Origin of the sequence: Thermoleophilum album, from assembly GCF_900108055.1 — a bacterium.
Classification (GTDB): domain Bacteria; phylum Actinomycetota; class Thermoleophilia; order Solirubrobacterales; family Thermoleophilaceae; genus Thermoleophilum; species Thermoleophilum album.
On the sequence record NZ_FNWJ01000002.1, the window covers coordinates 829,780 to 856,300 of the forward strand.

Below are 26,521 nucleotides of genomic sequence, written 5' to 3' on the forward strand. Positions count from 1 at the left end.
CCCCACATACCGACTAGGTGCGGTTCCCAGCCCCCTCCACCCAAACACCCCCTGCGCATTGCCGCTCCGCGCAAACGCGCGCCGCGCCCGCCGTAAAGCGGGCGCTCGACGTCGTTGTCGCCAGCGCGATCCTGCTGCTAACGGCGCCGTTGATCGCCCTCGCGGCGTTGGCGGTCGTGATCGACTCGCCGGGCCCGCCCCTCTACCGGTCCCTACGCGTGGGGCGCAACGGTCGCCATTTTTGGATGTACAAGCTGCGCAAGATGCACGTCGACGCGGGCGGCCCCCCACTTACCGTCGCGAACGACGAGCGCCTCACCCGCGTGGGCAGCGTCATATCGCGGCTCAAGATCGACGAGCTGCCGCAGCTTCTCAACGTCATCAAGGGCGACATGTCCTTGGTGGGACCGCGGCCGCAAAGCCCCGAGTTCGTCGCCCAACACGCCGACGACTACGCCGTGATCCTGCGTGTGCGACCGGGCATCACCGGTCCCTCGCAGGTGGCGTTCGCAGAGGAGGACCGGGTACTGAGTCACGAACGGCCGCTGCTCCAGTACCTGCAACGGATCCTCCCCCAGAAACTTGCGCTCGACCAGATGTACGTGTCCGACTGGTCGCTGCGCACCGACTTGCGCATTCTCTTTTGGACGTTCGTGACGGTCGTGCTGCGGGTGCCGGTCGCCGTTCATCGACGCGACGGTCGCATGTCGGTGAGGCGCCGTAAGCGCAGCGAGCCGGCGGCCCCACCGACCGAAAACCTCACCGAGCACGCCGAGCCGGAGCCGGCGTACCAGAACGCCGCGTAAGCGGCGCTGTTTCACGACCCGGCCGCTCGGGTCCGCTGGCGTCCGCCGCCGCTGCTAGCGTTCCAGCCGCGCCGAGCCGATAGCCGCACTGGCTAGCGGGCGGGGGACCCAGTCAACCCCGGGGCGAATCGCGGTCCGAGCGCCGTGACGCGCATAGCGCGAGCCCGACAGCTAACCCCGTAGGCGCAGCGACAAGAGCCCCGTCCAGACACTCCCTCGCCACCCAGCGAGAGAAACGGAGGTCGACCGTATGCGCTCCCGTGCGATCCGCCCCGTAACCGTGTTGCTGCTAGCGGTCGCTACAGCGTCGACCTCGGGTGTGCTCGCCGCGAGCGGCGGGGCAAGGGCCGAAGCTGCGCGCACGTCGCGACCGCACCCGCTGCTCGACGGCTTCAACGCGGCCCGGCGCGCCGCGGGTGTGCGGCCGCTGCGGGTTCTCAAGTCGCTCGATCGTTCGAGCCGCGAGGCCGTGCTTGTGCTGGCACGCCAAAGCCGCTTCGCACACGTCGGCCCCCCGCCCTCGCCGGCCTTCGCGTGCGCGGGGAGATAATCGCCTTCCGCTACGGATGGCGGGCGCGCAGCGCCACTCCCAGCGTGCTCCGCGCCTGGTTGCGCTCGCCGGCGCACCGCAGTGTGATCACGTACCGCGGCTTCCGTTGGGTCGGCGCCGCGCGCGTTCAGGGCTACCTCAACGGACGCCGCGCAACCTTCTGGGTTGCCCACTTCGGCGGCTGAAGGCGGCGGTACGCGGATATCGGTAAGTCCTGACGGCTCGCTGGGGACGGTAAGGCGAGCTAGCCGCCCCGCGAGTGACGCTCAGGAAGCCGGCTCTCGGCGCGGCACCAGCACTGCTCGTTTGAACTCGCAAACGAGCGTGCCGTCCTGCTTGAACACCCGCGTGTGCACTTTCACGACCCCCCGATCGGGTTTCGACCGCGAAGGCCGCACCTCCAGCACTTCCGACTCGGCGTACAGCGTGTCACCGTGGAACACCGGGTTGGGGTGGGAAAGCTCCTCGGTGGCGAGGTTCGCGATCGCCTTACCGGAGACGTCGGCCACCGACATACCGAGCGCCAACGAGTACACGTAGGGCCCAACGACTACGTTGCGACCTTGCTGAGAGCGCCGCGCGTACTCGTCGTTGATGTGGAGCGGATGATGGTTCATCGTTAGGAGGCAGAACAGGTGATCGTCCGCTTCCGTCACGGTCTTGGCCGGCCAGTGCTTGTAGACGGCACCGACCTCGAACTCCTCCAGATAGCGACCGTACGGACGCGCACCGGATGCCTCGCGCGCCGCCTGGTCGATCTCGAGCTGCCTCGTCTCGGTTTCGCTCATCCCTCTCCAGCTTCTCGTCAGCTTGCTGTTTGTCGTCGTTTGCGACCGCCGGTGGCAGCCGCGACGACACCTCGGGACGCGGAATCGTAACGGGCGAGGGCACGTGTTGACTCTCCAGTCAATACCATTCGCGCGCCATGCGAAACCCGAGAGCGTTCTTCCAGCCGCTGGCGATCGGCGCGCCCGAGCCGCTCCGCGAGATCCCCTTCAAGCCCTCGCGGATGATCCACTTTTTCGACCCATCCAACGAGAAGATGGCGTCGAAGCTCCCCGAGCTGGCGCGCAAGTGCGACATCCTGCTCGGCAACCTCGAAGACGCGATCCCCGCCGACCGTAAGGAAGCCGCCCGGGAAGGGTTGATCAGACTCGCCAAGGAGGTCGACTTCGGCGACTGCGCGCTGTGGACGCGCATCAACTCGCTCGACAGCCCTTGGGTGCTCGACGACCTCTTGCGGCTCGTCGGTGAGATCGGCGATCGCCTCGAGGTGATCATGGTCCCGAAGGTCGAGGGCCCCTGGGACATCCACTACGTCGACCGGCTGCTCGCGCAACTCGAAGCCAAGCACGGCCTTGAACGCCCGATCCTCGTGCACGCGATCCTCGAGACGTCGCTCGGCGTCGTGAACGTCGAGGAGATCGCGACGGCGAGCCCGCGCATGCAGGGCATGAGCTTCGGGCCCGCCGACCTCGCGGCCTCGCGGCGGATGAAGACGACGCGGGTCGGCGGCGGCCATCCCGCCTACCGCGTGATCGAAGACCCGGATCCCGAGAACCCCGACGCGCCGCGGGCCACCGCCCAGCAGGATCCTTGGCACTACTCGATCGCGCGGATGGTCGACGCCTGCACCTCGGCCGGAATCCTCCCGTTCTATGGGCCGTACGGCGACATCCGCGACACCGTCGGCTGCGAACACCAGTTCCGCGCCGCGTTCCTGCTCGGTTGCGTCGGCGCGTGGTCGCTGCACCCGGTGCAGATCGACATCGCCAAGAAGGTGTTCAGCCCGCCGGTCGACGAGGTCAAGTTCGCCAAGAAGGTGCTCGAAGCGATCCCCGACGGGCGCGGCGTGCACATGATCGACGGCAAGATGCAGGACGACGCGACCTGGAAGCAGTGCAAGGTGATGGTCTCGCTCGCCGAGATGCTCGCCCGCAAGGACCCTGAACTGGCCGAGCTCTACGGCTTCGAGCACCTCGCACAGCGCGAACCGGTCGCCAACTCCTAGGAGGACCTGCCCAGTGCGCTTCTACGAGTACGAATCGCGGGCGATTGCCAAGCGCGAAGGCATCCCTGTAACCGACTACGGGCTCGCGCACACGCCCGAAGAGGCGCGGGCGATCGCCGAGCGCATCGGCGGCCCGGTCGTGATCAAGTCGCAAGTACTCACCGGCGGCCGGATGAAGGCCGGTGGCGTGGCCTTCGCTGACACGCCCGAGGAAGCCGCAGCGCACGCCGAGCGGATCCTCCAACTCGAGATCCGGGGCCACAAGCCACGGGGCGTGCTCGTCGACCCCCGCGCCCAGGTCAAGAAGGAGTACTACGCGGGCGTCGTGTGGGACGGCATCCGCAAACGACCGGTGATGATCTTCTCCGACATGGGCGGCATCGACATCGAGGAAGTCGCCGAAAAGCACCCCGAGCACGTGGCGCGTCGCCACTTCTCCAACGTCTTGCCGTTCTCCGGCTTCGAGGCAAAGGAGTGCGTGGCACGGGTCGGCGTAACCGGCTCGCAGCTCAACCGTGCCGCCCAGATCCTCGCCAAGCTCGCGCAGCTGTTCGTCAAGTACGACATGACGCTCGCCGAGATCAACCCCCTCGGGGAGCTTGAGGACGGCAGCTTCGTCGCTCTCGACGCGCACATGGAGATGGAGAACGAAGCGCGGCCGCGCCAACAGAAGCTGCTCCAGGAGCTCGGTGTGCGACCCGAGGAGACACGCCAGGCGCGCGAACCGACCCCCTTCGAGCTGCGCGGCGAGGAGATCGACGCCATGGATCACCGTGGTGTCGCCGGCAACGTCACCGAGTTCGACGGCAACCTCGGTCTCGTGATTGGCGCCGGCGGCGGCTCGCTCACGCTCTTCGACGCTGTGCGCAAGTACGGCGGGCGCCCCGCCAACTACTGCGAGATCGGCGGTAACCCGTCGGTGCGCAAGGCCTGCGAGCTGGCGAAACTCGTGCTCAGCAAGCCGGGAGTCGACAAGATCGCGGTGATGATGTCGATCGTGTCGAACACCCGCGTCGACATCGTCGCCCGCGGCGTCATCAAGGCCTGCCTGGAGCTCGGGTACGACCCCGCCGAGAAGATCGCGATCTTCCGGATTCCGGGGGCCTGGGAGGACGAGGGATACAAGATCCTCGAGCGCTACGGCGTCGAGTACTGCGACCGCTCGGTGTCGATGCACGAGGCCGCGCGGCGCGCGGTCGAGAAGATCCAGGGCACGGCGGTAGCGGCTTAGCGGAGGTCCGAAGCGTGAGCATCCTGATCGACGAGAACACGACGTTCATCGTTCAGGGCATCACTGGCCGCGAGGCCGTGAACCTGACGAAGGAGTGCCTCGAGTACGGCAAGGGCGCGAAGATCGTCGGCGGTGTCACGCCGGGACGGAAGGGTCGCACCGTCCACGGTGTGCCGGTCTTCGATTCCGTCGAGCAGTGCGTGGAGCATCACGGCGGGCCGATAGATGGCTCGGTCGTGACCGTGCCCCCCGCGTTCTGTAAGGACGCCGTCTTCGAGGCGATCGAGAACGGCATCAAGCTGATCGTCATCGTCACCGAGCGGATCCCGCGCCGTGACGTGGCCCAGATGGTCGAGCTCGCGGAGATGCGCGGCGCGCGCATCATCGGCCCCAACTGCCTCGGGATCATGGTCCCCGACGTGATCAAGATGGGCGGCATCGGTGGTCCAGCGCGCGACGCCGCGAAGGCCTACACCCCGGGACCGGTTGGCGTGATGTCGCGGTCGGGCGGCATGACCACGGAGATCTCCTCGACACTCACCGCGGCCGGACTCGGGCAGTCAACGGCGGTTTCGATCGGCGGTGACGCGATCATCGGCTCCACCTACACCGAGCTGCTACCGCTCTTCGAAGCGGACGAGCAAACCGAGGCGATCGTCATCTACTCCGAGCCCGGTGGTCGGATGGAGGCGGAACTCGCGCGCTACGTCACCGAGAACGACTGTCGCCTGCCGATCGTCGCCTTCATGGCCGGCCGCTTCATGGACGAGATGCCCGGGATGAGTTTCGGCCATGCGGGCACGATCGTCGAGGGCAAGGAGGACACCGCCGCCGAGAAGATCGCGCGGCTCGAGGCCGCGGGCATCACGGTTGCCGAGGAGATATCCGAGATCCCCGAGCTCGTTCGCGAGCGCATCGGCAAGGAGGTCAGAGCGTGACCGCTGCTGGCGAAACACAGACCGGCGAGCGCCGCCTGCACGGCGTCTTCATTCAGGTAGAGCTCGACGACTCGATCCGCGGTGACCGCGAGCTCGCGCGCAAGCTCGCGGAGGCCTGCCCGGTCGACATCTTCAAGGTCGGCGAAAACGGCGTCGAAATCGTCGAAGAAAACCTCGACGAGTGCGTGCTTTGCGAACTCTGTCTCGACCTCGCGCCGGCCGGCAAGCTGCGGATCCGCAAGCTCTACGACGACACGGTCCTCGAGAGGACCTGAGGCGCTAGCGGCCAGCGAAGCGCTAGCCGTCGGTCGGGCCCGTGGCCGGCCGGTGAGCCGCCAGTGAGCCGACGAGTCGCCACTTGGTCGACGGGTCCCTAGTGGGCCGACGAGTCGCTAGTAGCCCCGCTGCCAAGCGGACTCGGACGCCCCGGAGGGGGTGCGTCGGGCGGTGCCGTCGGCAGTGGGTCGAGGTGGTGGCTCATCCACCACTCGCCGTCGAGACGCGTAAGCAGCACCTCGCCAGTCAGCACGAGCCGTAGGAGCTGCGGATCGCGGGCATGGACCAAGGCGCGCTCGGCGGCGCGAAACAGCACTCTGCGCTCCACAAGCGCCTCGAAGAGGTGGGATTCTGCGCGGCCTTCCACGCTGATCGCTCCGCAGGCGCGGGCCGCCGTGAAGAGACGGTCGAGCAGCACCCCCTCCTGTTCGGATCGCGCGAGCACCGCCAGCACCTGGGCGCGACCGCCACGCGGCACGAAGGCGACGTAGCAGCCGATCGAGCGATTATCCGCGTCACGAACGTGGCGAGCTAGCAAGGACCCACGCGCGCCGCTCGTGCGCTCGAGTTCGCCGAGCAACCACGCCGCGAAGTCCGGATCACAGACAGGTGCGGCCGCGCGCTCCTCGAGCCGCTGCTCGAGGAGGGCCGACAGCACGTCTGGCGTGAGGGGCTCGTCACCAAGATCACCGAGTCGACCGACGAGCCGCCCGCGGCGCAAGCGCTCGCCGCGCGGGAGCTGACGTCGGCGCAACGCGTACGAGATGCCGGCTCGCAGCGGACGCAGAACGCGCACCCATGCAAGCGACTCAAGCGGCCGGATCCGCCCCCCGAGTCGACGCCACATCGCCGCCACCTCGCCGGTCGCGCCGTCGGTGATCGTGAGGTCCTGTGGACCGGCCAGGAATTTGCGCAGCAGAAGCGCCCCCGAGCCCGGCATGCGGGCCTCCGGGTCGCTTACCAGTTGACCGGAGCAACCAACGCGCAGGTGGCGACCGTCGCGCGTACGCAACCAGCGCGTGTAAGCAGCCAAGAAAGCGACCACCCGGCCCTCACCGTCGACGAACACGAGCGGCGGCACCTGCGGGTCGCTTAGCGGCCCGAACAGCAGCCGGTCGAAGTACTCGACGAGGCCGGGAGCGGGTCGCTCCGAACCGGACCGCACGACACGCTCGTAAAGGGCCGCGACGGCGGGAAGATCGTCGCGGGCGAGTTCGCGCACGCCTGCGCGCATCACGAGTCCGCGGCCGGACGGGCGACCCGCTTGCGGGTCCCGGCGCGTCGGCTGAGCGCGCGCCGTGCGACCTCGCCGAGCAGCTTGATCACCGCGGGATCGCCAGTCACACGCACACGCCCGCGTCGAAACGCCTCGGCCCAGTCCTCGAGGCCCGCGCCGGCGAGGCGGTTGAAGTCGTCGCGGTCGAGCTCGATGTACAGGCGCGCGTCAGCCGCTGGCTCGCGGGTCACGCGCAGCGCTGGCAGCTCGACGCGCCAGATCGGTGCGTCGCTACCACGCGCTCGCAGCTCGAGCTGGGCGACCAGACGCAAGCGTTCGAGCGCTGGTAGATCAGCGCGCAAGCGCTCCACCGCCTGCTCGATGCGCCTACGGGTCTCGCTCGCCCCCATGGAACGCTTACACAGGCGAACCGCTAGCGTTGGGCGCGCCCCCGCGCCCCGAAACGTTCACGCGCCGGCGCAGCCTCGCTCGCTCAGATCTTGTTGCGCTCGATCAGCTTGCGTCCGATAACCATCCGCTGAATCTCGGAGGTGCCCTCGCCGATCAGCAGCAAGGGGGCGTCACGGTAAAGCCGCTCGATCTCGTACTCCTTCGAGTAGCCGTAGCCCCCGTGAATCCGGAAGGCCTGCTCCACGACCTCCTTGCCGGTCTCCGAGGCGAACAGCTTGGCCATGCCCGCCTCGAGATCCGAGCGCTGCCCGGCATCCTTGAGGCGTGCAGCCTTGTAGGTCAGGAGGCGCGCAGCCTCGACCTTGGTGGCCATGTCCGCGAGCTTGAACTGAATCGCCTGGTGCTGGCAGATCGGCTTGCCAAACGTCTTCCGCTCCTGCGAGTAGCGAAGCGCCAACTCCAGCGCACGCTGAGCGATCCCGACGCCCCGCGCCGCGACGTTGACGCGGCCGACTTCGAGGGCGTCCATCATCTGCCGGAACCCCTGGCCGAGACCAGCCTCCTCACCGCCGAGGATGCGGTCGGGAGGGCAGCGGTAGCCGTCGTAGACGAGCTCCGTCGACTCGACGCCCTTGTAACCCATCTTCTTGATCTTGGGCGGGATCGTGAGACCGGCGAACTTGCCGGTGTTGACCGACGCGCCCGGCTCCTTTTCGGTGATGAAACAGGTCATGCCCTTGTAGGGCGGGTCGGCCTTGGGATCGGACTTCATCAACACGAACACGACCCCGGAGTTGAGGCCGTTCGTGACCCACATCTTCTGACCGTTGAGCACCCACTCGCCGGTCTCGGGGTCCTTGGTCGCGGTCGACTTGATCGCCTGGACGTCGGATCCGCACTCCGGCTCCGAGAGCGAAAACGCGGCGCGAATCTCGCCGGTCGCCATGCGCGGCAGGAAGTACTGCTTCTGCTCTTCGGTGCCGTACTTCATCAGCAAGTAGGAGCCGATGAAGTGCGTGTTGACGATCCCCGAGATCGAGATCCAGCCGCGCGAGAGCTCCTCGACGATCATCGCGTAGGTCGTCAGGTCGAGGCCCATCCCGCCGTACTCCTCGGGGATCGTGACACCGAACAGCCCGAGCTCCTTCATCTGCTCGACGATCGGTGCCGGGAACTCGTCTTTGGCGTCGTACTCCTCGGCGTGCGGGATGATCTCGTTGTCGACGAACTGGCGCACCATCTCGGTGATCGCCTTTTGCTCGTCGGTCTTGGTCAGAAGGTCGGTCGCTACGGCCATCTCTCCTTGGCGCTCCTGGATCCGTTCGGCTTTCGCGGGATGGTCGCCGCCGTCACAAGCGCGCACCACGCGGCTAGAGCTGACCCGCCTGCTCTGCGCTCGGCGCGCCGTCGCGCGAACGGCAACACACGGCAGGATATCCCTTAGAAGTACGAGCGCGGGGCGACTACGGCCGCATCAGAAGCCAGCGGGGTGGCGTGCGACGTAGCCGCGCAGGGGACGCATCGACCGGCTCCAGCGAGGTCCCGTGCGCGGCAGGCGCAGCTGACGTGAAGCTATCCGTGCCTCGCGATCGCGGTAGCCGGTGTCGAAGCGCAGCCCGGCGACCACCAGGAAGGTGTGCCCGCCGTGCGCGTAAACCGTCACCCAACGCCCTCGCCCCGGCTCTCCCCATGACATCAGCGATCCCGAGTCGAGCGGGGAGTCGAGGAAACCGCCCCCGAAAAGGGCGTAACTGACAGCGCCCGAGCAGTCGTAGCCGCTGTCGAGCCCGTTCGAGAAGGGGCGATGGCCGCCGCCGTAGCGGTAGGGCTTGGAGACGATGCGGTTAGCGAACGCAATCAGCCGCTTTACCTCGGGCGGAGCGTCGATCGGCGCGATCGCGCGACCGTTCACGAGCTTCGCTTTGCCGGCCGGAGGCACGAACATCGCACCGCCGCTGGTCGAAGCGGCGTTGGGGGCAGGCCGCGCGCTTGCCGCGCCGCTTGACGCGCCCGTATCGCCCAGGGCGGGAGCGCAGAGAGCAACCGCACTTGCGCACGTGGCGAGCGCGGCAAGAGAGAACAGGCGTCGTGTCGGACGTCGTTGTCTCACGATCTCTTTCCAACGCCTGCGGGGTTAGCTGACGGGCTCGCGCGGGAAGAGATCGCGCTCCTCGCCGCCGTGAGACGGAGAGGTTCGCCCCCGGTGGCACTGCCACCAAGTGGGTCCCCCGCTCCACGCGGTGCGTGGATTCGGCGTTGGCGGCAACCTACCAGATCCGTCGGAGGGATTCATCCCGCGCCGCGCGCTTCCTGCAAGCGGGCAGAATCTGCCGTTGCTCGCGTGCCGGTCGCGGCTGGGAGGGTCGCGGCTGCCGCGCTGCCTCGCCGGTCGTCCTCTGTAAGAGTCCCGTACGCAGGTGTCGACGCAACGCGACGAACCGACCAACGCACCTCCCTCGCGGCGGCGACTGAGCGGCGACAAGCGCCGCGCGCTGCTGATGGATGCAGCGCTCGCGGTGTTCGCCGAGCGTGGCTACGAGGGAGCCTCGATCGGTCAGATCGCGCGCGCAGCCGGTGTCTCGAAAGCGCTTATCTACGAGCACTTCCCGAGCAAGCGCGACCTGCACCTCGAGCTGCTGCGCCGACACGGACGCGAGCTTGAGGCGCGACTCCAGCGAGCGTTGGTGGACCACCACTCACCCGAGGAGGCGACGCGCTCAGCGATCGACGCGTTCTTGCAGTTCGTGGCCGAGCACCGCGATGCCTGGCGGATCCTGGTCGCCGAGGTCCACGAACCGGCGATGCGCGAAGAGGTCGCTCGCCTGGGCGAGCGCATCGCCGGTCTCGTGGCTGCGCGCATCGCTGCTTCCTACGGTGGCGACCCGGCCCGCCCGACGCACGGCGATGAGCTCGTCGCGCGGATGTTCGTGGGCGGCATCGAGGCCCTTGGGAAGTGGTGGACAACACATCCCGAGACGCCCCGCGAGCGCTTGACCGAGATCGCTTTCGACCTCTACTGGGAGGGTGCAGCAAGCCTCATGGAGCGCGCGCGTAGCCGCTCGCGCGCGACACCGTCGAGGCGCCGCGGGCGGCAGTGACGAGGACACGCCAGCTAACGGCCACCATTTGTACGCCGTGAGCGATTTCACGGGAGCGGGTTGGAGCGGAGCCGAGCGATGAACTTCACACGCGACGTAGTCGACACCCAACCGCCCAAGCGGCGTGCTTTGATCGCGATCGATCGGCAGGGTCGACGGCGAGAGATCAGCTTCGGCGAGGTCTCCGATCGGGCTGCGCGGCTGGCCGGCCACTTGCTCGCAAGCGGGGTGGGGCGCGGCGACGTCGTGATGACGCTGCTCGGCAATCAGCCCGAATGGGTATACACGCTGCTCGCTTGCTGGCGGATTGGAGCGGTCGCTCAGCCGTGTGTCGAGCAACTCACGGCCAGCGACCTCGAAAAGCGCATCGACGCACTTGCGCCGCGCGCCCTGGTGGTCGACACGCGCAATCGCGAGCGCGCGCTTGCAACCGGTTTCGACGGGGTTCTCATCACGCTTCCCGACGAGCGCGTGTTCGCGCAGCCGGCCGCGCCCGCAGTGGAACTTGCCGCTACCGACCCCGCTCTGATCGTCTTCACGTCGGGCACGCAGGGCGAGCCGAAGCCGATCCGCCACGGCCAACGCTACCTGTTCGGGCAGCGCGTCCAAGCCGAGCATTGGTACGCGCCGCGCACTGGCGAGCTGGCTTGGTGCACCGCCGCGGCGGGCTGGTCTAAGTCCGCTCGCAACACCTTTATCGCGCCCTGGCTGCGGGGCGCCTGCGCGTTGCTGCACGACGCCCGTTTCGATCCAGAAGAGCGACTTGCGCTGATCGAGCGCGAACGCGTCGACGTGCTCTGCATGTCGCCGACCGAGTACCGCGCGATCGCCAAGCGGGTCGGTTTGCGCCCGCTGCCAGTGCGACACGCGGTGGCCGCCGGAGAACCGCTCGACGCCCCTGCGATCGAGGCGTGGCGGGAGGGTGCGGGCGTCGAGATCCGCGACGGTTACGGGCAAACGGAGACTGGGGCCTTGACCGGTGTTCCGCTCGACGAGCCGCTGCGGCCCGGCTCGATGGGCAAACCGCTGCCAGGTTTTCGGCTCTGGGTCGACGACAACGGCGAGCTGGTGTGCGACCCCTCCTCGATTCCGACCTTCTTCCTGGACGGTCCGGAAGGTCTCTGGCGCACCGGTGACCGGGTCCGTCAGGACGCCGATGGATGGCTTTGGTTCGAAGGCCGCGTGGACGACGTGATCATCTCGTCGGGCTACCGGATCGGGCCGTTCGAGGTCGAGTCCGCGCTCAACTCTCATCCTGCCGTCGCCGAGGCGGCGGCGGTACCGGCACCGGACGAGATCCGTGGCCAGGTCGTGCGGGCGGTAGTCGTGTTGAGACCTGGCTATGAGCCGAGCGAGGCGCTCGCGCGCGAGCTGCAAGAGCACGTGCGGCAGCGCACAGCGCCTTACAAGTACCCGCGCATCGTCGACTTCGTCGATAGCCTCCCGAAAACACCGAGCGGCAAGATCAAGCGGTCCGAGGTGCGGCGTGTGGTAAGCAGGGGAGCACGTTGATGGACGCAGGGGGCGTCAGCGAAGCGAGCGGTCGCGGCGCGTCGTCGACCACGACCCCACCGCTGCCGGACGTGCCGGGCGTAACTCACCGGTGGGTTACAAGCCACGGTCTTTCGATCCACCTGGCCGAAGCGGGTGCTGCCGACAGCCCTCCCCTACTGCTGCTCCACGGCTGGCCGCAGCACTGGTACGAATGGCGGCGGCTCGTCCCGTTGTTGTCCGACCGCTTCCGCCTCTTGATGCCCGACCTGCCGGGCTTCGGCTGGAGCGAGGTACCGAACCTCGGCTACGAAAAAGAGATACTGGCCGGCGACGTCCTGGCGCTGCTCGATCGCCTCGGCATCGAGCGCGTCGGGCTCGTCGGGCACGACTGGGGGGGCTGGATCGGCTTTCTCTTGTGCCTGCGCGCGCCCGAGCGCTTCAGCGGCTATCTCGCGCTGAACATCACTCATCCGTGGCAGCGCTTCGACGTCCGGAAACTCCCGGCGTTCGCACGCTTCTGGTACCAGCTGGTGATCTCCGCGCCCGGGCTCGGCAGCGCGATCGTGCGGCAGGGACGGCTGGTGGGGCATCTGCTAGTCCGCGATCTCCAAAACCGCGATGCGATCAACGACAGCGACCTCGATGCCTACCTGAGCGTGCTCGCACAGCCCGACCGGGCACGCGCCAGCACGCTCCTCTACCGGACCTTCTTGTTGCGCGAGCTTTGGCCGATCGTGCGCGGTCGCTACCTGGGTGACCGTCTCGAGACGCCCACCACCCTGCTGTTCGGCGTACGGGATCGCTTCATCGACACCCGCCTGCTCGCTGGTTTCGAACGCAACGCACCCCACATGCAGCTCGAGCTGGTGTCCGACAGCGGGCACTTCATCGCCGAGGAACGACCGCAACTGGTCGCCGAGCACGCACTCCGACTGTTCGCGACCTAGCCGACCGCTGCGGTCGCTCCGCTAGCCTCGGCCCGTGCCCAACGCGCTGGCGCAGGAAACCTCCCCCTACCTCCGCCAGCACGCCGACAACCCGGTCGACTGGCTGCCGTGGGGGGAAGCGGCGATCGAACGCGCGCGGCGCGAGGACAAGCCGCTGCTCGTCTCGATCGGCTACGCGGCGTGTCACTGGTGCCACGTAATGGAGCGCGAGTCGTTCAACGACCCGCAGATCGCCGCGCTCATGAACGAAAACTTCGTGTGCGTCAAGGTCGACCGCGAGGAGCGCCCGGACGTCGATGCCTTCTGCATGGAGGCGTGCCAGGCGATGACCGGTCACGGCGGTTGGCCTTTGAACGTCTTCATGACGCCCGAGCTTGTTCCGTTCTTCGCGGGTACCTACTTCCCCCCGCAACCGCGTGACGGGATGCCAAGTTGGCGCCAGGTACTCGAGGCCGTCGCGGCGACCTGGCGCGAACGCCGGCAGGAGATCCGCTCCGCCCAAAGCCGGATCGCCGAACAGCTGGCCGGTGCCGCGCGACTCGCCGCAGCGCCCGAGCTGCCACCGGCAACCCTCCTCGACGAAGCCATCGAACGCCTACGCGTGCGCTTCGACCGCCGGCACGGTGGTTTTGGCGGAGCGCCCAAGTTTCCGCCTTCGTGCGTGCTCGCCTTCCTCCTCGCGCGCGGCGAGCGGGTGATGAGCGAGCTGACGTTGGAGCGGATGGCGTTAGGAGGCCTTTACGACCAGGTCGGCGGGGGCTTTCACCGCTATGCGGTCGATGCCCAGTGGGCGGTACCGCACTTCGAGAAGATGCTCTACGACAACGCACTCCTGGCCCGTGTCTATCTACGCGCCTGGCAGACGCTGCGCGAGCCGTTGTTCCGCGAGGTGGCCTGCGAGACGCTTGATTGGGCGCTGCGTGAGATGCGCGGCCCCGAAGGCGGCTTCTACTCTTCGCTCGACGCCGACTCCGAGGGCGAAGAGGGACGCTTTTACACCTGGACGCTCGCGGAGTTCGAAGCGGCCCTGGGAGACCACGCCGCCGAAGCGGCGAGGTGGTTCGGGGTCACTTCCCAAGGCAACTTCGAAGGTGGCCGGAATGTCCTGAGTGCGGCCACCCGCGAGCGCCCGCCGGCGTTCGGCGAGTGGCGCGCGCGTCTCCGCGCCGTGCGCGAGCGGCGACCGCGTCCCGCGACCGATGACAAGCGCATCTGCTCGTGGAACGCGCTGATGGTGTCCGCACTCGCGGAAAGCGGCGCCGTCCTCGAACGCGACGACTATCTCGAGGCGGCCCGCGCCGCCGTCCAGTTCCTGCTTGGACCGATGCGTCCCCAGGGACGACTAAAGCGCACGTGGAAGGACGGCGACGCTCGCATCGACGCATTCCTACCGGACTACGCGCACCTGCTCGAAGCCCTGCTCGCCCTCTACGAGGCGACCTTCGAGCCGCGCTGGTATCGAGCAGCGCACCAGCTCGCCGACGAGCTGGCGCGACGTTTCCACGACCCGCAGCGCGGCGGTTTCTTTGAGACGGCGGTCGACACTCCCAGCGAGCTGCCCGTCCGCCGCAAGGAGATCGAGGATCATCCGCTGCCGTCCGGCAACGCCGCCGCCGCGACCGCCCTTTTGCGCCTCCACGCGCTCAGCGGCGAGGATCGCTGGCGCGAGCTTGCCGATTCGACCTTGCGCCTCCTCGGTCCCCTGGCAGGACGCCATCCGGAGGCGTTCGGGCAGCTGCTCCTGGCGCTCGATTTCCGGCACGGGCGGGTGCGGGAGGTGGCGCTGGTCGCCGACGACGGAACGCTCGCCCGGGTCGTGCGCGCGCGTTACCGCCCGCACGTCGTGCTGGCGGGTGGCGATCCCGACGACGTGCCACTGCTGGCCGGACGCGAGGCGCGCGAGGGGCGACCTACCGCCTACGTCTGCGAGGGCTTCATCTGCCGGGAACCGACCACCGATCCCGAAGCGCTCGCTTCGACGCTCGACGCCTAGACCGTCGCCCCGCGTCCGCTGCTCAGGCGACCGGTAGCGGTTCGCGGACAGTCGCGTCCCGGCGCACCCTCGCCGGCCACCAGAAACGCTCACCGAGCCAGAAGGCAAGCGCCGGCACCAGGACCGTGCGCACCAGGAAAGTGTCGAGCAGCACGCCGAAAGCCACCGTGAAGCCGATCTCGGTGAGGAACACGAGCGGCAGCACACCCAGCACCGTGAAGGTCCCGGCGAGCACGATCCCCGCGCTCGTGATCACCCCGCCGGTTACCGCCAGCGCGCGCAGCATCCCCTCGCGGGTGCCGAACTCGCGCGTCTCCTCGCGTGCCCGGGCCGCGAGGAAGATGTTGTAGTCGACACCTAGTGCGACCAGGAAAACGAACGCGTACAGCGGCAACGCGGGGTCCGAACCGGGGAAGCCGAAGACCACGTCAAACACCACGTAAGACACGCCTAGCGCGGCCGCGAAGCTCAGTAGCACCGTAGCCACTAAGAGCAGTGGCGCCAGCAGTGCGCGCAACAGCACGATCAGGATCAGCAGCACGACCACCAGCACGACCGGCGGGATCACGACCGTGTCGCGCGCCGCCGCCTCGCGGACGTCGCGCTCGATCGCGCTCGGTCCACCGACGAGCACCCCGGGGTCAGCTTTACGCACGACCTCGCGAAGCTTGCCGACAAGCTCGTACGCCGCCGTCGAATACGGGTCGGGGACGAGCGTAGCCTGGAGCAGCACACCCTCTCGACCACTGGCAACCGGTCCCTGCACGGCGGCGACGCCCGGCGCGCGGGCCAGTGCCGCACGCACGGCCGCGACGCGATCGGGCCGACTCACGATCACATCGGCAGGAGCCGAGGCGCCGCTCGGAAAGCTCCGCTCGAGCAGCTCCTGACCGACCACCGAGTCGACCTTCTTGCGGTAGCTGTCGCGGGTGGTCAGATCGGTCGAGAGGTTGAGCAAGCCCGCTGCCATCAGGGCCAGCACGAGGACCGAAGCTGCCAGCACCGCACGCGGTCGCCTGAGCACGAACTCGCCGATCCGGCGGAAGGCGCCGTGGGTAGCATCAGCAAGCCGCTCGTGACGCTGGCGCCGCAGTTCGTAGGGGCGGAAGACCACGCGGTCGAGCAGCGAAACCGGCGATGGGAGCCGTTTGCCCGAGATGCGGCGCACAAGTGCACCGACCAGCACCAAGGGCAGCAGCAGGGCGACCAGGGCAACCGCGGCGAGGGCGATCGTGAGGGCGACGAAGCGCGACCCCTCAACGATGTGCCGCCGCGACCACCTCGGCACCTCCTCGAGCCGCGGTGCCGTGGTCGGGGTGTGCGGTACGAACGGCCAGAACGCACGACGCCCGGCAATTACGAGTAGGGCCGGCAACAACGTCAACATCGAGAGCGCCGCCGACGCCACCCCAAGCGCACCGAATGGGCCCAGCCCAGAGGTCCCATTGACCTTCGCCAAGCGCAGACAGAAGAGGCCGGCGACAACCGTCGCAGCCGATGCGAGAACTGCCGGACCGGCCGAGACCATGGCGTTACGGGCGGCGTCGAACTTGCTGTCGGTGCGGTGCAGCTCCTCGCGATAGCGCGCGACGATCAGTAGGGCGTAGTCGGTCCCCGCTCCCAGCACGAGCACCGACATGATCGAGCTCGACTGACCGTTGACCGTCACTCCGAGCTCCGAAACAACCCAGCCGAGGGAGCGCGAAAGAACCTCTGCGGCAAGCACCGCCGCAAGCGGCAAGAAGAGGAAGATCGGCGAGCGATAGATCGCGATCAACAGCAAGATCACGAGCGTTAGAGCTGCCCCGAGCAGTCGGCCGTTGATTCCCTCGAAGACCTTGATTGCGTCGGCCGAGAAGCCGGCTCCCCCGGTCAGCTTGGCGACCAGTCCGGGCGGCTGCCGCTCGAGCACGCGCCGCCAATAGTCGACCGGCTCGAGTAGACCTTCGGTCTTGCCGTTGCCGCGCAGGTAAGCGGTGATGATCGCGGCCTTGCCGTCGGGCGAGCAGAGCGGACCGACGAACGGGCGGTAGTCGCGAGGTTGGCCGGGGACCGCGACGCCTGGCAATCCGCAGCCGGGGCGCAACCCGACCGGCGCGCGACTACCGAGACCAGCCGTCGCTTGGCCGGCGCGTTTGCCGCCCGCCACCGCTGGCCCGTCGGCCACTACCGTCGCAAAGCGTTTGCGTGCCATCAGGCGGACGTCGCGGCGGATCTTCGCGAGGTCGCTGGCGGTGAGGCCGCGCTCGCGGCGATAAACGATCACCGCGGGCGCCAGCTCGCCTCCCTGCAGACGACGCGTTAGCGCGAGCGCCCGCGTGGCCTCGGCGTCACCGGGCAGGAATGAGGTTGCTTCGTTGTCTTCGGCATCGGTGAAGCGCTTCGGAAGGTTCAGTGGTCCGGCCGCGATCCCTACAACCACCAACCAGAGAAGCGCGCAGACGACCCGCGAACGCCGTCCGCATGCGAGCGCAAAGATGCTGCGCCGCGGTGGGGTACGCGCAGCGGATCCGGAAGGGGCGATTCCGCTCACGTGGGCCGCGAGATTAACGGTTTTGCGCACTCGGCTTGTTTTCGCCCGAGCGCGCGCCAGGGTTCACGGCCGCCGCGGGCGCGGCCGCGAACGCTCCGTCAGAGGACGGGCAGGTAGCGGTCGAGCTCCCACTGCGTTACTTGCACGCGGTACTCCTCCCACTCCTGCCGCTTGATCTCGACATAGCGGTTGAAGATGTGCTCGCCGAGCGTGCGCAGGACCAGCTCCGACTCGGCCGTCAGCTCGATCGCCTCCCCGAGCGTCTCCGGCAGCTGCTCGATGCCCAGCCGCTTTCGTTCGTCGGGGCTCAGGTGGTAGAGGTTCTTCTCCATCGGCTCGGGCAGTTCGTAGCCCTTCTCGATGCCCTCGAGCCCGGCCGCCAGCAGCACGGCGAAGGTCAGGTAGGGGTTGCATGCCGGGTCGGGGCAGCGGATCTCGGCGCGCGTCGCTTGCTCCTTGCCGGGGTGGTAGAGCGGCACGCGGATCAGCGCCGAGCGGTTGCGCCGCGACCACGCGCAGTACACGGGCGCCTCGTAGCCCGGGACCAGTCGCTTGTAAGAGTTCACCCACTGCGCGAAGATCGAGGATATCTCGCGGGCGTGGCGGAGCTGGCCGGCGATGAAGCGCTTAGCGGTGTCCGAGAGGAAGTACTGGTCGTTGGGATCGAAGAACGCATTCTTGTCGCCCTGGAACAGCGACTGATGGGTGTGCATGCCGGAGCCGTTGACCCCAAACAAGGGCTTCGGCATGAAGGTCGCATGCCACCCGTACTTCATCGCGATCTCTTTGACCGTGATGCGGTAGGTCATCGTGTTGTCGGCCATCTCGAGCGCGTCCGCGTAGCGCATGTCGACCTCGTGCTGTGAGGGACCGACCTCGTGGTGCGAGTACTCGACGTGGATCCCCAGCCGCTCGAGCGCTAGGACCGTCTCCCGCCGCACGTCGGTGCCGGCATCGAGCGTCGTGAGGTCGAAGTAGCCGCCTTCATCGAGGATCTCCGGCTTGCCGTTATCCGGCTTGGCGTTCTTGAAGTAGAAGTACTCGAGCTCCGGCCCCACGTAGAAGTGGTCGAAACCCATCTGCCGGGCGCGTTCGAGGGTGCGTCGCAGGACGTAGCGCGGGTCGCCTTCGTACGGCTCGCGCTCCGGCGTGAGGATGTCGCAGAACATCCTTCCCACACCCTGCTCCTCGGGCCGCCAGGGCAGGATCGCGAAGGTCGACGGGTCCGGCATCGCGATCATGTCGGACTCCTCGATGGCGTTGAAGCCGGTGATCGACGAGCCGTCGAAGCCCATCCCGCCCTCGAAGGCATCGTCGAGCTCGGCGGCGTTGATCGAGAAGCTCTTGAGGTGACCGAGAATGTCAGTGAACCAGAGGCGAACGAAGCGGATGTTGCGCTCTTCGACGATCGCTTTGACGTCGTCGGCGGTCTTCGGCCTTTCGCTCACGCTCGGTCCCTCCGTCCTCGGTTCGCTTGTGACAACACGGGTTCGACGCGCACCTACGCGCCGTGCACCCCACGGGCGTCACGTGCGCGCGGGCAGCCCCCGCGGTGACCGCGGTCGGGCCGGCGCATCTTAGCCAGCGCGTCTAGAGCCAGGCGTGGGCCCAGCGCTTGAGCGCCCTGACCACTGGCTCCAGCGCCTGACCCTTAGGTGTCAACGCATACTCGACGCGGGTCGGCGAGTGGTCGACCTCACGCCGCTCGACGATGCCCTCCGCCTCAAGCTCCTTGAGGCGCTCGGATAGCAGGCGATCGGAGAGTTGCGGGACCAGGCGTTTGACTTCCGAGAAGCGCAGCGGGCCCTCCATCAGCACCAGGATGATCGCGCCCGTCCAGCGCTTACCGATCAGTTCGACGGCACGGTGGTAAAGCGCACAGCAGGGCTCGCGCGAGCAGACGTTCGCCGCTTCTGCGTCGAGCGCAGCGCGGTCCGCCGCAGACGCGCGGCCTGCCGCCGCAGCGCCGCCTGCCGCCAACGCTGGCGACGCCGCCCGCACTTCCCCGCCCACCCGTCCTACCCCCTGGCGTCAGGCAGCCTCGACGAGATCCCCGCGCATTCCGGTCGCCGCCTCGGCCGGCAAGTTCGCCGCGCGCGCAACCAGGCACGCAAATCGCCAAACGCCGACGTGAGCGATCGCTTCGAGCAGCTGCTCATCGCTCCAGCCGGCCTCGCGTGCCTCTTCTTGGAGGTGTTCGGGCGGCGGCCCATCACCCTCGAGCAGAGCCTTCAGGTAGCGCAGTAGCACCGCCTCGCGTTCGTCGAACGAATCGAACTCGCGCGCCAGCGCGATCTCGTCGAGGCCGAGGCCAGCGCTACGGGCGAGGCGCTGTGCCTGCGCGAGCTGGTACTCGCACCCCTCGTGGGCGGCTACCGCGACCGCGATGCGCAGCTGGGTCGCCCGTGGCAAAGCCCCGTCGCGCAGCTCCGCGAGGAACCGCGCGTAGCCGCGCAGTACCGCCGGCGCGCCTGCCAGCACGCCGACGAAGTTACTGATCTTGGCGCCGCGGGCAAGTGCCCCGCGCAGAACCGCGAGACTCCGCTCGGGCGCGGTCAGTTCGTCGTGGACGTGAAACCTGCTCTCCCGGCTCTTGGCCATCGCGTTCCACCTCGCCGCCCGAGTCATCTCACGCCGCTTATCGAGCGTGAGTCCACACGCGAGTATAGGGAGACGCTGCGGCCTCCTGACCACGCGTGGGCGACGGGACGAAGCCGGCAGAACCGTGTGCTTCAGGGCCAGCGATAGCTGCCGCGAAACGCGCTGTTGTTTTGTTTTCAGCCGCCGGGCGTGAGGTGCGCGCTACCGGCCGCCGCCAGCACCAGCAGGAGACCGAGGGCAAAAGCCCAGCCGGCGAGCCGGTGCGGCGGTCCCGCGACCAGCGTCGGCGCGCGACGAGGACGGATCCGCGCCACCTCGACGCCCTCGCGACGCGCCTCGGAGCGCGAAACCAGCCATACCTCCCGCTCGAGATCCAGCTGTGCGCGCCCGTAGGGTCCCCCGATGCGGACCGTGCGGCGCTGCTCCCGGCGCTTGCGTTCGATCGTCTGCGTGGACATCGCTTGTTGCTTCCGGCCTACGGGGTTAGCTGACGGGCTCGCGCCAACGGCGCTACGCGGCACTCCGGCCGCGACTCGCCCCGGGACCATCAGATCCGATTGGGTCCCCCGCGCTCTGGCATCGCTGCCAGAGCCTCGGCCGCCGTTCGGGAGCGGCATGGTAACACAGCATTAGAGAGCCCCGGGCGGACGGAAACTGAAGTCCCGCAGCGGGACCCCCGAGGTCGCGAGAATCGGCCCCGCCAGCTACTGACCGCGCCCGGCCACGCGCGCTACGTAGGCCGCCACCGCACGCGCCTCATCGCCGCTCAGCAGACCGGCGGGCATGCGACCTTCGCCGGCGCCGCCGATCCGGATTGCCCGCAGCACACGGGCCTCGTCGAGCGGAGCTAGCTGGTCGAGGTTCGGGCCGACTACCCCCTTCGCCTGCACCGCATCGAGGGTGTGGCAGCTGGCGCAAACCTCACGGAACAGCTGCTTACCCCGCTCGAGCTGACCCTTCGCCGGTTCGTTGCGCAGCGGACCGACGCCGCCCAGCGCGTCGTGCTTGGCGGAGATCGCGATCGCCGGGGTGACGACCCCGCAAACGACCACGATCAGCCCGATCGCCACTCGGAAGATCCGCGGTCCGCCGGTGAGGTAGGCACGACGGGCGCCGCTGGGACCACCGAAGAACGCCGCGAACGCCACCAGCAGGCCGGCGATGAGGAAAGGCAGAAGAATCGCGACGGCGGTCATGCGGACCGGCACTCTACCCGCTCGAGCGGTTTTAGAGGCAGCTCGACGAAACTAGGAGACCCCCGCCGTGGCGGGGGTCTCCCGTAGCTGGCCTGTAAGCCGGATTCTGTCGAGAGCAGCCATCCATCTCGCCCGCGCCGATCCCTGGGGACCACCGCGGACGGGGCTCCGAGGAGCCCTGCGGCCTACCTGGGGCTCGGCGGGCAGCGTCATCGCCCCTGCTTGGCCTTGCACCGGGTGGGGTTTGCCCGGCCAGCGTGTCACCACGCTGCCGGTGCGCTCTTACCGCACCATTTCACCCTTGCCGGCGGCGAGACTCACGTGCGGTCCCGCCGCTTAGGCGGTGTCGTTTCTGTGGCACTTTCCCGCGGGTTTCCCCGGGTCGGTTTCCCGACCACCCTGCCCTGCGGTGTCCGGACTTTCCTCGAGGGGACCGGTTTTCTCCCCGGTCTCCCCCGCGGCTGCTCGGCCAGCAAGAGCAAGGGTAGGCCGCTTTCGAGGGCTCGTCTAGGGCCCGCCTTCGAGGGCTTGTCCAGGAAGCGCCGGGTCGCCTCAAAGACGGCGCAACACGCCGACTACGCGACCCAAGATCCGAACTTCGCGCGACCTGATCGCCCGATGTCGGGGGTTCGCCGGCTCCAGACGGACTTCGCCCCGATCCTCGAAGAAACGCTTCACGGTCGCCTCCTCGTCACCGACCAGGGCCACCACGATCTCGCCGTTGCGCGCGGTGTCTTGGCGACGCACGACCACGTGGTCACCATCGAGGATGCCGGCGTCGCGCATTGAGTCACCGCGCACGGCGAGCACGAAATCGCCCTCGGCGCCGCCGGCCTCCGCCGGAACCGGCACGTACTCCTCGACTGCCTCGTCCGCCAGCAGTGGTTGCCCCGCGGCGACGCGACCAACCAGCGGCAAGAGCGCGGCTTCGTCGGAAGAGCGGGCGTCGCTCGTCGATACCTCTGCAGGGTGGCTTGCCAACACCTCGATCGCGCGGGGTTTGGTCGGGTCGCGACGCAAGTAGCCGTCCCGCTCGAGAGCGGCGAGATGGGCGTGCACAGTCGCCGGCGAGGCCAGACCCGTGGCCTGCGCGATCTCGCGGATCGAAGGCGGGAACCCGCGTTCGCTCAAGTAGCGGGTAATGAACTCAAGGACCGCTCGTCGCCGCGGGGGCAGCAGCGAAGCGCCGGCGCCGGCGCGCGAACCCGCCGAGGCGTCCTCTCTTTTCGCCTCCACCTCCATCGCTCGGCACGCTACCCGGGAGTACGGACGACGCCGTAACCCAGGCGTTCGGGCAGGGACTTTCGAAGAGCGCATCTAGAATGACTGGCACCACCGCGCGCCTGTGGCGGAATTGGTAGACGCGCGAGGTTGAGGGCCTCGTGGGGCGAGAGCCCCGTGGGAGTTCGAATCTCCCCGGGCGCATCGGGAGTCGGCGGCCTCACTGCCGCCGACTCTTTTGCGTTGCGCGGGTCGCATGGGCGCATGCCGGCGCGACCCGGCAGGCAACTCGTCAGGAAGCCGAGACGGCGGAGACCACCTCGCCGCTTCGAATATCGACGGTGACGGCCCCAGCCGCCGCCAGATCCGCGACTTCGACGACGTGCGAGCGCCCGAGCACCTCGCTGCGCGTCTCGCTGCCGTCGGCCGGAACGATCACCGTACGCGGCCGGTAGGTGTTGATCAGCTCCGCCACTGTCTGACTGCCCTGCTCGCCCTGGCCCTTGTGTCGCGGGCGCGTGGAGAACAAGAACAGGCGGGGATGCTCGTCGAGTTCAGCCAGCGGTTTGAGCCGCAGCTCCGCTTCCCAGCCCGGGTAGCGGAGCCGCTCGATCTCTTCCCGTGCGGCATCGGGATCATCGACGATCTCGCCTCCGATGCCCGCCACCAGCACGTAACCGGGGCCGAACGCGAAGGTGCCGTGCACGCTGCGCAACTTCGGGAAGACGACCTCCACGTTGTAGCTCTCGCGCAGATAGTTGGTGACCGGCGCGTCGTTCGGCCCAGGCACCCAGAAGACGCGCAACCCAGCTTCACCGAGCGCCCGCAAGACTTCGCGGAAGCTATCGGCTGAGCCATCGGACGAGATGTCGCCGACGAGCACCGCCGCCGCTGCGTCATCGACCGGAAGCTCGCGAAGCGCCTCGGTCAAGCGCTCTACGTCACCCCTCACGTTTGCCATGGCATGAACCAGCCTGAGACGACTGGCCATCGTCGCTACCTCCTTCCTGTCGAATGAATCGCGCGCGCGAACCACAGCGCGCGCCGCCTCGGAGGGTCCTTTCAACAGTTTGGCGAAGCGCCCGCTCAGCGTCTAAAGCCGGCGGGGATGGCGGCCGGGCGAGCTCGCTGCCCTAGCCGGATGCGCTCGCTGCCCCTTAGATCTCGCTGCCCCTAGATCTTGAGCAGCGCGATCACGTTCGCCAGGTAGAGAATTGCGATCGCGATCGTCCAGCGGTTGAGGTTGCGCTCGACCAGCGAGCCACCGCCGAGCGGGCCCTGCCCAGTGCCCACACCGAAGGCGCCCGAAAGGCCCGTGTCGCGGCCGGAGTGCATCAGCACCAGCGCGATCAGCAGCGCCGAGATCAGAACCAGCGAAGCGCTCAGTATCGCTTCCACGCAGCGCAGGCTAGCGCGTGCGCGCGCGAGCGGCCTCGATCGCATCGAGCACCGCGCTCAACTCCGCGCGCAAAGCGCGCTCGAGCGCATCGGCCCGGCTCGGCTCGAGCTTGCCGAGTTGGCGATCGATCTGCAGCTCGGCCAGCTCGCGTAAGCGGGCGTCGCGCTGCGCCTCGAGGTCGCCGAGCGCGAGTCCCGCGATCTCCGGCTCGCGGCCGTCGCGTCCCTCCTTGCGGTCGCTTGCGGCCCGTCGCGCAAGCGGGGTGAGGATCCAGGGCATCACCACCGCAAGCACCAGCAGCGCTAGGAGCGCATCCACCCCGTCAGTCACCTCGCTGCTGCAGGCTCTCTGCGGAGGCGCGGCTCGCGGCGAGCGCGGCGTAGGGAGTATCAGCGGAGCTTGTCAGCGGCGTCACCGCGGTCGCGCCGCTGTCGACCACGGGGTAGGGGCTTGGCTGCTCGGCCAGCCCGCGCACGCGCGCACGCCGGTGAGCGTCGACGACCGGCCGCCGCGTCCGCGGCCACAGCGCCAACAGCGCGCCGGCGAGGCCGATCCCGCCGCCGATCCAGATCCACGCCACCAGCGGCGACACGATCACGCGGAAAGTCGCCGGTGGCGGGTCGCGCCGATAGATCTCGGCGAGCGCTGCGATCGCGCGCAACTGCTGCATCGGCGTGGGCTCGCGCAAACGGCGGTCGAGCGCCCGCGCGACCTGAACGAGACCGTCGACGTCGGGGCGAAAAGCGATCCAAAGGTCGTGCGTGAGCGAGCTGCGGAGCGCGATCTCGCTGGTCGCCTCGCCGCCGAAGAACGACTCGATCGGGCCGGCCGTGCCGGTTCGCGCCGGGTAGAAGTTGCGTGCCGGCTCGAGCAGCTCGCGGTCACGGCCCCGCGTCACCGCGAGCCGCGCACCGAGCACCACCGGTGCGCCGGTCCGCGCGGGATCCCGCAGGATCGACGCCGTCGGCGCGAGGTAACGGATCGTGTAGCCGCCGACCTGCACACGGTCCCCTGGTCGCAAGCGCACGTCGCGCTGTTCGGGGAACGACGAGGAAACGGCGACCCCGAGCAGCAACACGGCAACACCGGCATGGACCAAAAAACCGCCGTAGCGACGACGGTTGCGCGCGACCAGCCGAGCGAGCGCCACCGGTAGTCGCTCGCCGCGCATCCGCGCTCGAGCCGCTGTCCCTCTCACAAGCTCGCTCGCGACGACTCCTGCGAGCAACGAGCAGACAGCAACCATCGCCGCTGCCGCTGGCCGCGCGAAGAGACCGGTGGCCGCACCCACCACCAGCGCGACGACCACCAGCGCAAGCCCCGGCGCGAGCGCGACAAGCAGCGCTCGCGGCCGTATGCGCCGCCAGGCGGCGGCGGTGCCGAGTGCGGTCACCAGCACCAAGGCGATCGCCAGCGGTCGGGTCGCCTGGGCGAACCAGGGCGGGCCGAGCGAAGCGCGGCGGCCGCTGAGCGCTTCGGAGACGATCGGGAAAAAGGTGCCCCACAACACGATCCCGGCGAGGCCCACCAGCAACACGTTGTTGGCGAGAAACAGCGCCTCGCGCGACAACCAAGACTCGATCCGCGCCGGGGCGCGCAGAAGCGGTGCCCGCGAGGCCACCAGCCATCCGGAGAAAGCGGCCGTGACGGCGATCAACGCGAGGAACTGAACACCCACCGTCGACGCCCCGAAGGCGTGGATCGAGCTAAGAACCCCGGAACGGACGAGGAACGTCCCAGTCAGGCAGAGCACAAAGGTCCCGCACACCAGCGACGCGTTCCAAACTGCGAACATCCGCCGCCGCTCCTGCACCATCACCGAGTGGATCAGGGCGGTGCCGGTAAGCCACGGCAGCAGCGAGGCGTTCTCAACCGGGTCCCAAGCCCAGTATCCACCCCAGCCGAGCTCCCCGTACGACCACAGCGCACCAGCGAGAATCCCGGCACTCAAAAACGCCCAGGCGGCAAGCGCGAAGCGTCGCGTTGTGGCGATCCATTCGGGGCCCGCGCGCTTCGCCAAAAGCGCACCTACGCAGAAAGCGAAGGGGATCGAAAAGCCGACGTAGCCGGAGTACAAAAGCGGCGGATGGAACATCATCGCCGGGTGCCTCAAAAGCGGGTTCAAACCGCTGCCGTCGGGAGGCACCGGTGACAGCCGTGTGAAGGGGCTCTCCCAGATCACCATCAGCGCCAAGAAAAAGCTCGCGAGCCCGGCGAGCAGCGCGATCGCACGAGGGGTCGCCTGCGGCATACGGCCGCGCGCGAGCCGCAGAGCCAGCGAGGAGTAGATCGCAAGCAGGGTCACCCAGAGCAGCAGCGAGCCCTCCTGGGTCGACCAGATCGCGGTCAACTTGTAGAAGGTGGGGGTATCGCGCGAAGACGACTCGGCGACCATCGCGAGCCCGAAGTCCGCGCGCAGATAGGCGATTTCGGCGAGCGCGAAGGCCGCCACCAGCAGCGCCGCGAGCGCGTAGATCGCGCGCCGCGCGGCGGTCAGCGCGGCCGCGTCACCACTGCGCGCCGCAAGCACCCCAAGAGCGACCCCGACGAGTGCTACGAGCAAACCGGCAAGGAGGATCCCCGAGCCGATGGGCGCCATC

General features: G+C 68.4%; 27 protein-coding genes, 1 tRNA gene, 1 other RNA gene and 3 riboswitches. Of the genes, 12 read left to right on the top strand and 17 right to left on the bottom strand.

What is annotated here, in order from left to right:
* The first annotated feature begins 17 nt into the window (after window positions 1-17).
* The 3 genes from BLW41_RS10050 to BLW41_RS10060 all read left to right on the top strand — a co-directional run bounded on the left by BLW41_RS10050 (window position 18) and on the right by BLW41_RS10060 (window position 1,541).
* Window positions 18-806 (top strand): sugar transferase, encoded by a 789-nt coding sequence (locus tag BLW41_RS10050; RefSeq protein ID WP_093118695.1) that lies wholly within the window; start codon window positions 18-20, stop codon window positions 804-806.
* 59 nt (window positions 807-865) lie between these two features.
* Window positions 866-1,006: riboswitch (cyclic di-AMP (ydaO/yuaA leader) on the top strand.
* 50 nt (window positions 1,007-1,056) lie between these two features.
* Entirely contained in the window at window positions 1,057-1,356 is a 300-nt protein-coding gene (locus tag BLW41_RS11115) for a spore germination YkwD domain-containing protein (RefSeq protein WP_093118697.1), read from the top strand.
* Window positions 1,341-1,541, top strand: a complete 201-nt coding sequence (locus BLW41_RS10060) for a CAP domain-containing protein (RefSeq protein WP_093118699.1) — start codon at window positions 1,341-1,343, stop codon at window positions 1,539-1,541. The genes BLW41_RS11115 and BLW41_RS10060 overlap by 16 nt, the downstream gene beginning before the upstream one ends.
* Window positions 1,542-1,622: 81 nt before the next feature.
* On the opposite strand, the gene BLW41_RS10065 is transcribed toward BLW41_RS10060, so the two are convergent.
* Window positions 1,623-2,144 carry a MaoC family dehydratase gene (locus BLW41_RS10065; RefSeq protein ID WP_093118701.1) on the bottom strand — a complete coding sequence of 174 codons (522 nt, stop codon included), beginning with the start codon at window positions 2,142-2,144 and terminating at the stop codon, window positions 1,623-1,625.
* A gap of 137 nt (window positions 2,145-2,281) precedes the next feature.
* Between BLW41_RS10065 and BLW41_RS10070 the strand changes: the two genes are divergently transcribed.
* The 4 genes from BLW41_RS10070 to BLW41_RS10085 are packed head-to-tail and all read left to right on the top strand — an operon-like array spanning window position 2,282 to window position 5,811.
* Complete coding sequence (locus tag BLW41_RS10070; protein WP_093118703.1) at window positions 2,282-3,367, top strand: HpcH/HpaI aldolase/citrate lyase family protein; 1,086 nt, start codon at window positions 2,282-2,284, stop codon at window positions 3,365-3,367.
* Window positions 3,368-3,380: 13 nt separating this feature from the next.
* Window positions 3,381-4,598, top strand: coding sequence for an ATP-grasp domain-containing protein (locus BLW41_RS10075; RefSeq protein ID WP_177169473.1), 1,218 nt, complete (start codon window positions 3,381-3,383; stop codon window positions 4,596-4,598).
* 14 nt (window positions 4,599-4,612) lie between these two features.
* Window positions 4,613-5,536, top strand: a complete 924-nt coding sequence (locus BLW41_RS10080; protein ID WP_093118707.1) for a succinate--CoA ligase subunit alpha — start codon at window positions 4,613-4,615, stop codon at window positions 5,534-5,536.
* Entirely contained in the window at window positions 5,533-5,811 is a 279-nt protein-coding gene (locus BLW41_RS10085; RefSeq protein ID WP_093118709.1) for a 4Fe-4S dicluster domain-containing protein, read from the top strand. The genes BLW41_RS10080 and BLW41_RS10085 overlap by 4 nt, the downstream gene beginning before the upstream one ends.
* Window positions 5,812-5,909: 98 nt before the next feature.
* Here BLW41_RS10085 and BLW41_RS10090 read toward each other — a convergent pair whose 3' ends face one another.
* The 4 genes from BLW41_RS10090 to BLW41_RS10105 form a co-directional block, all read right to left on the bottom strand.
* Window positions 5,910-7,046, bottom strand: coding sequence for a GNAT family N-acetyltransferase (locus BLW41_RS10090; protein WP_093118711.1), 1,137 nt, complete (start codon window positions 7,044-7,046; stop codon window positions 5,910-5,912).
* Window positions 7,046-7,438 (bottom strand): SCP2 sterol-binding domain-containing protein, encoded by a 393-nt coding sequence (locus BLW41_RS10095; protein ID WP_093118713.1) that lies wholly within the window; start codon window positions 7,436-7,438, stop codon window positions 7,046-7,048. Before BLW41_RS10095 ends, BLW41_RS10090 begins: the two co-directional genes overlap by 1 nt.
* Before the next feature lie 83 nt (window positions 7,439-7,521).
* Entirely contained in the window at window positions 7,522-8,736 is a 1,215-nt protein-coding gene (locus BLW41_RS10100) for an acyl-CoA dehydrogenase family protein (RefSeq protein ID WP_093119005.1), read from the bottom strand.
* A 177-nt stretch (window positions 8,737-8,913) separates the two neighbouring features.
* Window positions 8,914-9,384, bottom strand: coding sequence for a C40 family peptidase (locus tag BLW41_RS10105; RefSeq protein WP_093118715.1), 471 nt, complete (start codon window positions 9,382-9,384; stop codon window positions 8,914-8,916).
* Between the two features lie 163 nt (window positions 9,385-9,547).
* Window positions 9,548-9,705: riboswitch (cyclic di-AMP (ydaO/yuaA leader) on the bottom strand.
* Between the two features lie 151 nt (window positions 9,706-9,856).
* On the opposite strand from BLW41_RS10105, the gene BLW41_RS10110 reads away from it, so the two are divergent.
* The 4 genes from BLW41_RS10110 to BLW41_RS10125 all read left to right on the top strand — a co-directional run bounded on the left by BLW41_RS10110 (window position 9,857) and on the right by BLW41_RS10125 (window position 14,971).
* Window positions 9,857-10,537, top strand: a complete 681-nt coding sequence (locus tag BLW41_RS10110; RefSeq protein WP_093118717.1) for a TetR/AcrR family transcriptional regulator — start codon at window positions 9,857-9,859, stop codon at window positions 10,535-10,537.
* Window positions 10,538-10,615: 78 nt separating this feature from the next.
* Entirely contained in the window at window positions 10,616-12,049 is a 1,434-nt protein-coding gene (locus BLW41_RS10115; protein ID WP_093118719.1) for an acetate--CoA ligase, read from the top strand.
* Window positions 12,049-12,978, top strand: coding sequence for an alpha/beta fold hydrolase (locus BLW41_RS10120; protein WP_093118721.1), 930 nt, complete (start codon window positions 12,049-12,051; stop codon window positions 12,976-12,978). Before BLW41_RS10115 ends, BLW41_RS10120 begins: the two co-directional genes overlap by 1 nt.
* A gap of 34 nt (window positions 12,979-13,012) precedes the next feature.
* Window positions 13,013-14,971, top strand: a complete 1,959-nt coding sequence (locus BLW41_RS10125; RefSeq protein ID WP_093118723.1) for a thioredoxin domain-containing protein — start codon at window positions 13,013-13,015, stop codon at window positions 14,969-14,971.
* 22 nt (window positions 14,972-14,993) lie between these two features.
* Here the strand turns inward: BLW41_RS10125 and BLW41_RS10130 are convergent, their stop codons facing one another.
* From BLW41_RS10130 to lexA, 8 genes are all read right to left on the bottom strand, one after another.
* The gene (locus BLW41_RS10130; protein WP_143038698.1) at window positions 14,994-17,393 is read right to left on the bottom strand and encodes an MMPL family transporter; all 2,400 of its coding nucleotides are present in this window, start codon (window positions 17,391-17,393) and stop codon (window positions 14,994-14,996) included.
* A 209-nt stretch (window positions 17,394-17,602) separates the two neighbouring features.
* Entirely contained in the window at window positions 17,603-18,952 is a 1,350-nt protein-coding gene (locus BLW41_RS10135) for a glutamine synthetase family protein (RefSeq protein WP_093118727.1), read from the bottom strand.
* 142 nt (window positions 18,953-19,094) lie between these two features.
* Window positions 19,095-19,517 (bottom strand): winged helix-turn-helix transcriptional regulator, encoded by a 423-nt coding sequence (locus BLW41_RS11305; protein WP_245689061.1) that lies wholly within the window; start codon window positions 19,515-19,517, stop codon window positions 19,095-19,097.
* An 18-nt stretch (window positions 19,518-19,535) separates the two neighbouring features.
* Window positions 19,536-20,105 (bottom strand): carboxymuconolactone decarboxylase family protein, encoded by a 570-nt coding sequence (locus BLW41_RS10145; protein WP_093118729.1) that lies wholly within the window; start codon window positions 20,103-20,105, stop codon window positions 19,536-19,538.
* A gap of 176 nt (window positions 20,106-20,281) precedes the next feature.
* Window positions 20,282-20,563 carry a hypothetical protein gene (locus tag BLW41_RS10150; RefSeq protein WP_093118731.1) on the bottom strand — a complete coding sequence of 94 codons (282 nt, stop codon included), beginning with the start codon at window positions 20,561-20,563 and terminating at the stop codon, window positions 20,282-20,284.
* Window positions 20,562-20,714, bottom strand: a riboswitch (cyclic di-AMP (ydaO/yuaA leader). (Overlaps the previous gene by 2 nt.)
* A 95-nt stretch (window positions 20,715-20,809) precedes the next feature.
* Complete coding sequence (locus BLW41_RS10155; protein WP_093118733.1) at window positions 20,810-21,301, bottom strand: c-type cytochrome; 492 nt, start codon at window positions 21,299-21,301, stop codon at window positions 20,810-20,812.
* Window positions 21,302-21,380: 79 nt separating this feature from the next.
* Window positions 21,381-21,778, bottom strand: an RNA gene (gene rnpB, locus BLW41_RS10160) — RNase P RNA component class A.
* A 75-nt stretch (window positions 21,779-21,853) separates the two neighbouring features.
* Window positions 21,854-22,543 carry a transcriptional repressor LexA gene (gene lexA / locus BLW41_RS10165; RefSeq protein ID WP_093118735.1) on the bottom strand — a complete coding sequence of 230 codons (690 nt, stop codon included), beginning with the start codon at window positions 22,541-22,543 and terminating at the stop codon, window positions 21,854-21,856.
* A 97-nt stretch (window positions 22,544-22,640) separates the two neighbouring features.
* Between lexA and BLW41_RS10170 the strand changes: the two genes are divergently transcribed.
* Window positions 22,641-22,726 (top strand) — tRNA-Leu (locus BLW41_RS10170).
* An 88-nt stretch (window positions 22,727-22,814) separates the two neighbouring features.
* Here the strand turns inward: BLW41_RS10170 and BLW41_RS10175 are convergent.
* The 4 genes from BLW41_RS10175 to BLW41_RS10190 all read right to left on the bottom strand — a co-directional run bounded on the left by BLW41_RS10175 (window position 22,815) and on the right by BLW41_RS10190 (window position 26,520).
* Window positions 22,815-23,483 carry a metallophosphoesterase family protein gene (locus BLW41_RS10175; RefSeq protein WP_177169474.1) on the bottom strand — a complete coding sequence of 223 codons (669 nt, stop codon included), beginning with the start codon at window positions 23,481-23,483 and terminating at the stop codon, window positions 22,815-22,817.
* A 212-nt stretch (window positions 23,484-23,695) separates the two neighbouring features.
* Window positions 23,696-23,920 (bottom strand): preprotein translocase subunit SecG, encoded by a 225-nt coding sequence (secG, locus tag BLW41_RS10180; RefSeq protein WP_093119009.1) that lies wholly within the window; start codon window positions 23,918-23,920, stop codon window positions 23,696-23,698.
* A 10-nt stretch (window positions 23,921-23,930) separates the two neighbouring features.
* Entirely contained in the window at window positions 23,931-24,251 is a 321-nt protein-coding gene (locus BLW41_RS10185) for a hypothetical protein (RefSeq protein ID WP_143038700.1), read from the bottom strand.
* A complete protein-coding gene (locus tag BLW41_RS10190; protein ID WP_093118740.1) occupies window positions 24,244-26,520 on the bottom strand; it encodes a heme lyase CcmF/NrfE family subunit in 2,277 nt (758 codons plus the stop codon). Before BLW41_RS10190 ends, BLW41_RS10185 begins: the two co-directional genes overlap by 8 nt.
* Window position 26,521 lies beyond the last annotated feature (1 nt).

What these genes read in the sequence shown, in the direction of transcription:
- BLW41_RS10090 (WP_093118711.1), bottom strand. Translation starts at nt 7,046, where the DNA reads ATGCGCGCAGGCGTGCGCGAACTCGCCCGCGACGATCTTCCCGCCGTC.
- BLW41_RS10095 (WP_093118713.1), bottom strand. Translation starts at nt 7,438, where the DNA reads ATGGGGGCGAGCGAGACCCGTAGGCGCATCGAGCAGGCGGTGGAGCGC.
- BLW41_RS10155 (WP_093118733.1), bottom strand. Translation starts at nt 21,301, where the DNA reads ATGACCGCCGTCGCGATTCTTCTGCCTTTCCTCATCGCCGGCCTGCTG.
- lexA (WP_093118735.1), bottom strand. Translation starts at nt 22,543, where the DNA reads ATGGAGGTGGAGGCGAAAAGAGAGGACGCCTCGGCGGGTTCGCGCGCC.
- BLW41_RS10105 (WP_093118715.1), bottom strand. Translation starts at nt 9,384, where the DNA reads ATGTTCGTGCCTCCGGCCGGCAAAGCGAAGCTCGTGAACGGTCGCGCG.
- BLW41_RS10100 (WP_093119005.1), bottom strand. Translation starts at nt 8,736, where the DNA reads ATGGCCGTAGCGACCGACCTTCTGACCAAGACCGACGAGCAAAAGGCG.
- BLW41_RS10120 (WP_093118721.1), top strand. Translation starts at nt 12,049, where the DNA reads ATGGACGCAGGGGGCGTCAGCGAAGCGAGCGGTCGCGGCGCGTCGTCG.
- BLW41_RS10070 (WP_093118703.1), top strand. Translation starts at nt 2,282, where the DNA reads ATGCGAAACCCGAGAGCGTTCTTCCAGCCGCTGGCGATCGGCGCGCCC.
- BLW41_RS10190 (WP_093118740.1), bottom strand. Translation starts at nt 26,520, where the DNA reads ATGGCGCCCATCGGCTCGGGGATCCTCCTTGCCGGTTTGCTCGTAGCA.
- BLW41_RS11115 (WP_093118697.1), top strand. Translation starts at nt 1,057, where the DNA reads ATGCGCTCCCGTGCGATCCGCCCCGTAACCGTGTTGCTGCTAGCGGTC.
- BLW41_RS10115 (WP_093118719.1), top strand. Translation starts at nt 10,616, where the DNA reads ATGAACTTCACACGCGACGTAGTCGACACCCAACCGCCCAAGCGGCGT.
- BLW41_RS10175 (WP_177169474.1), bottom strand. Translation starts at nt 23,483, where the DNA reads ATGGCAAACGTGAGGGGTGACGTAGAGCGCTTGACCGAGGCGCTTCGC.
- BLW41_RS10150 (WP_093118731.1), bottom strand. Translation starts at nt 20,563, where the DNA reads ATGTCCACGCAGACGATCGAACGCAAGCGCCGGGAGCAGCGCCGCACG.
- BLW41_RS10065 (WP_093118701.1), bottom strand. Translation starts at nt 2,144, where the DNA reads ATGAGCGAAACCGAGACGAGGCAGCTCGAGATCGACCAGGCGGCGCGC.
- BLW41_RS10145 (WP_093118729.1), bottom strand. Translation starts at nt 20,105, where the DNA reads ATGGCCAAGAGCCGGGAGAGCAGGTTTCACGTCCACGACGAACTGACC.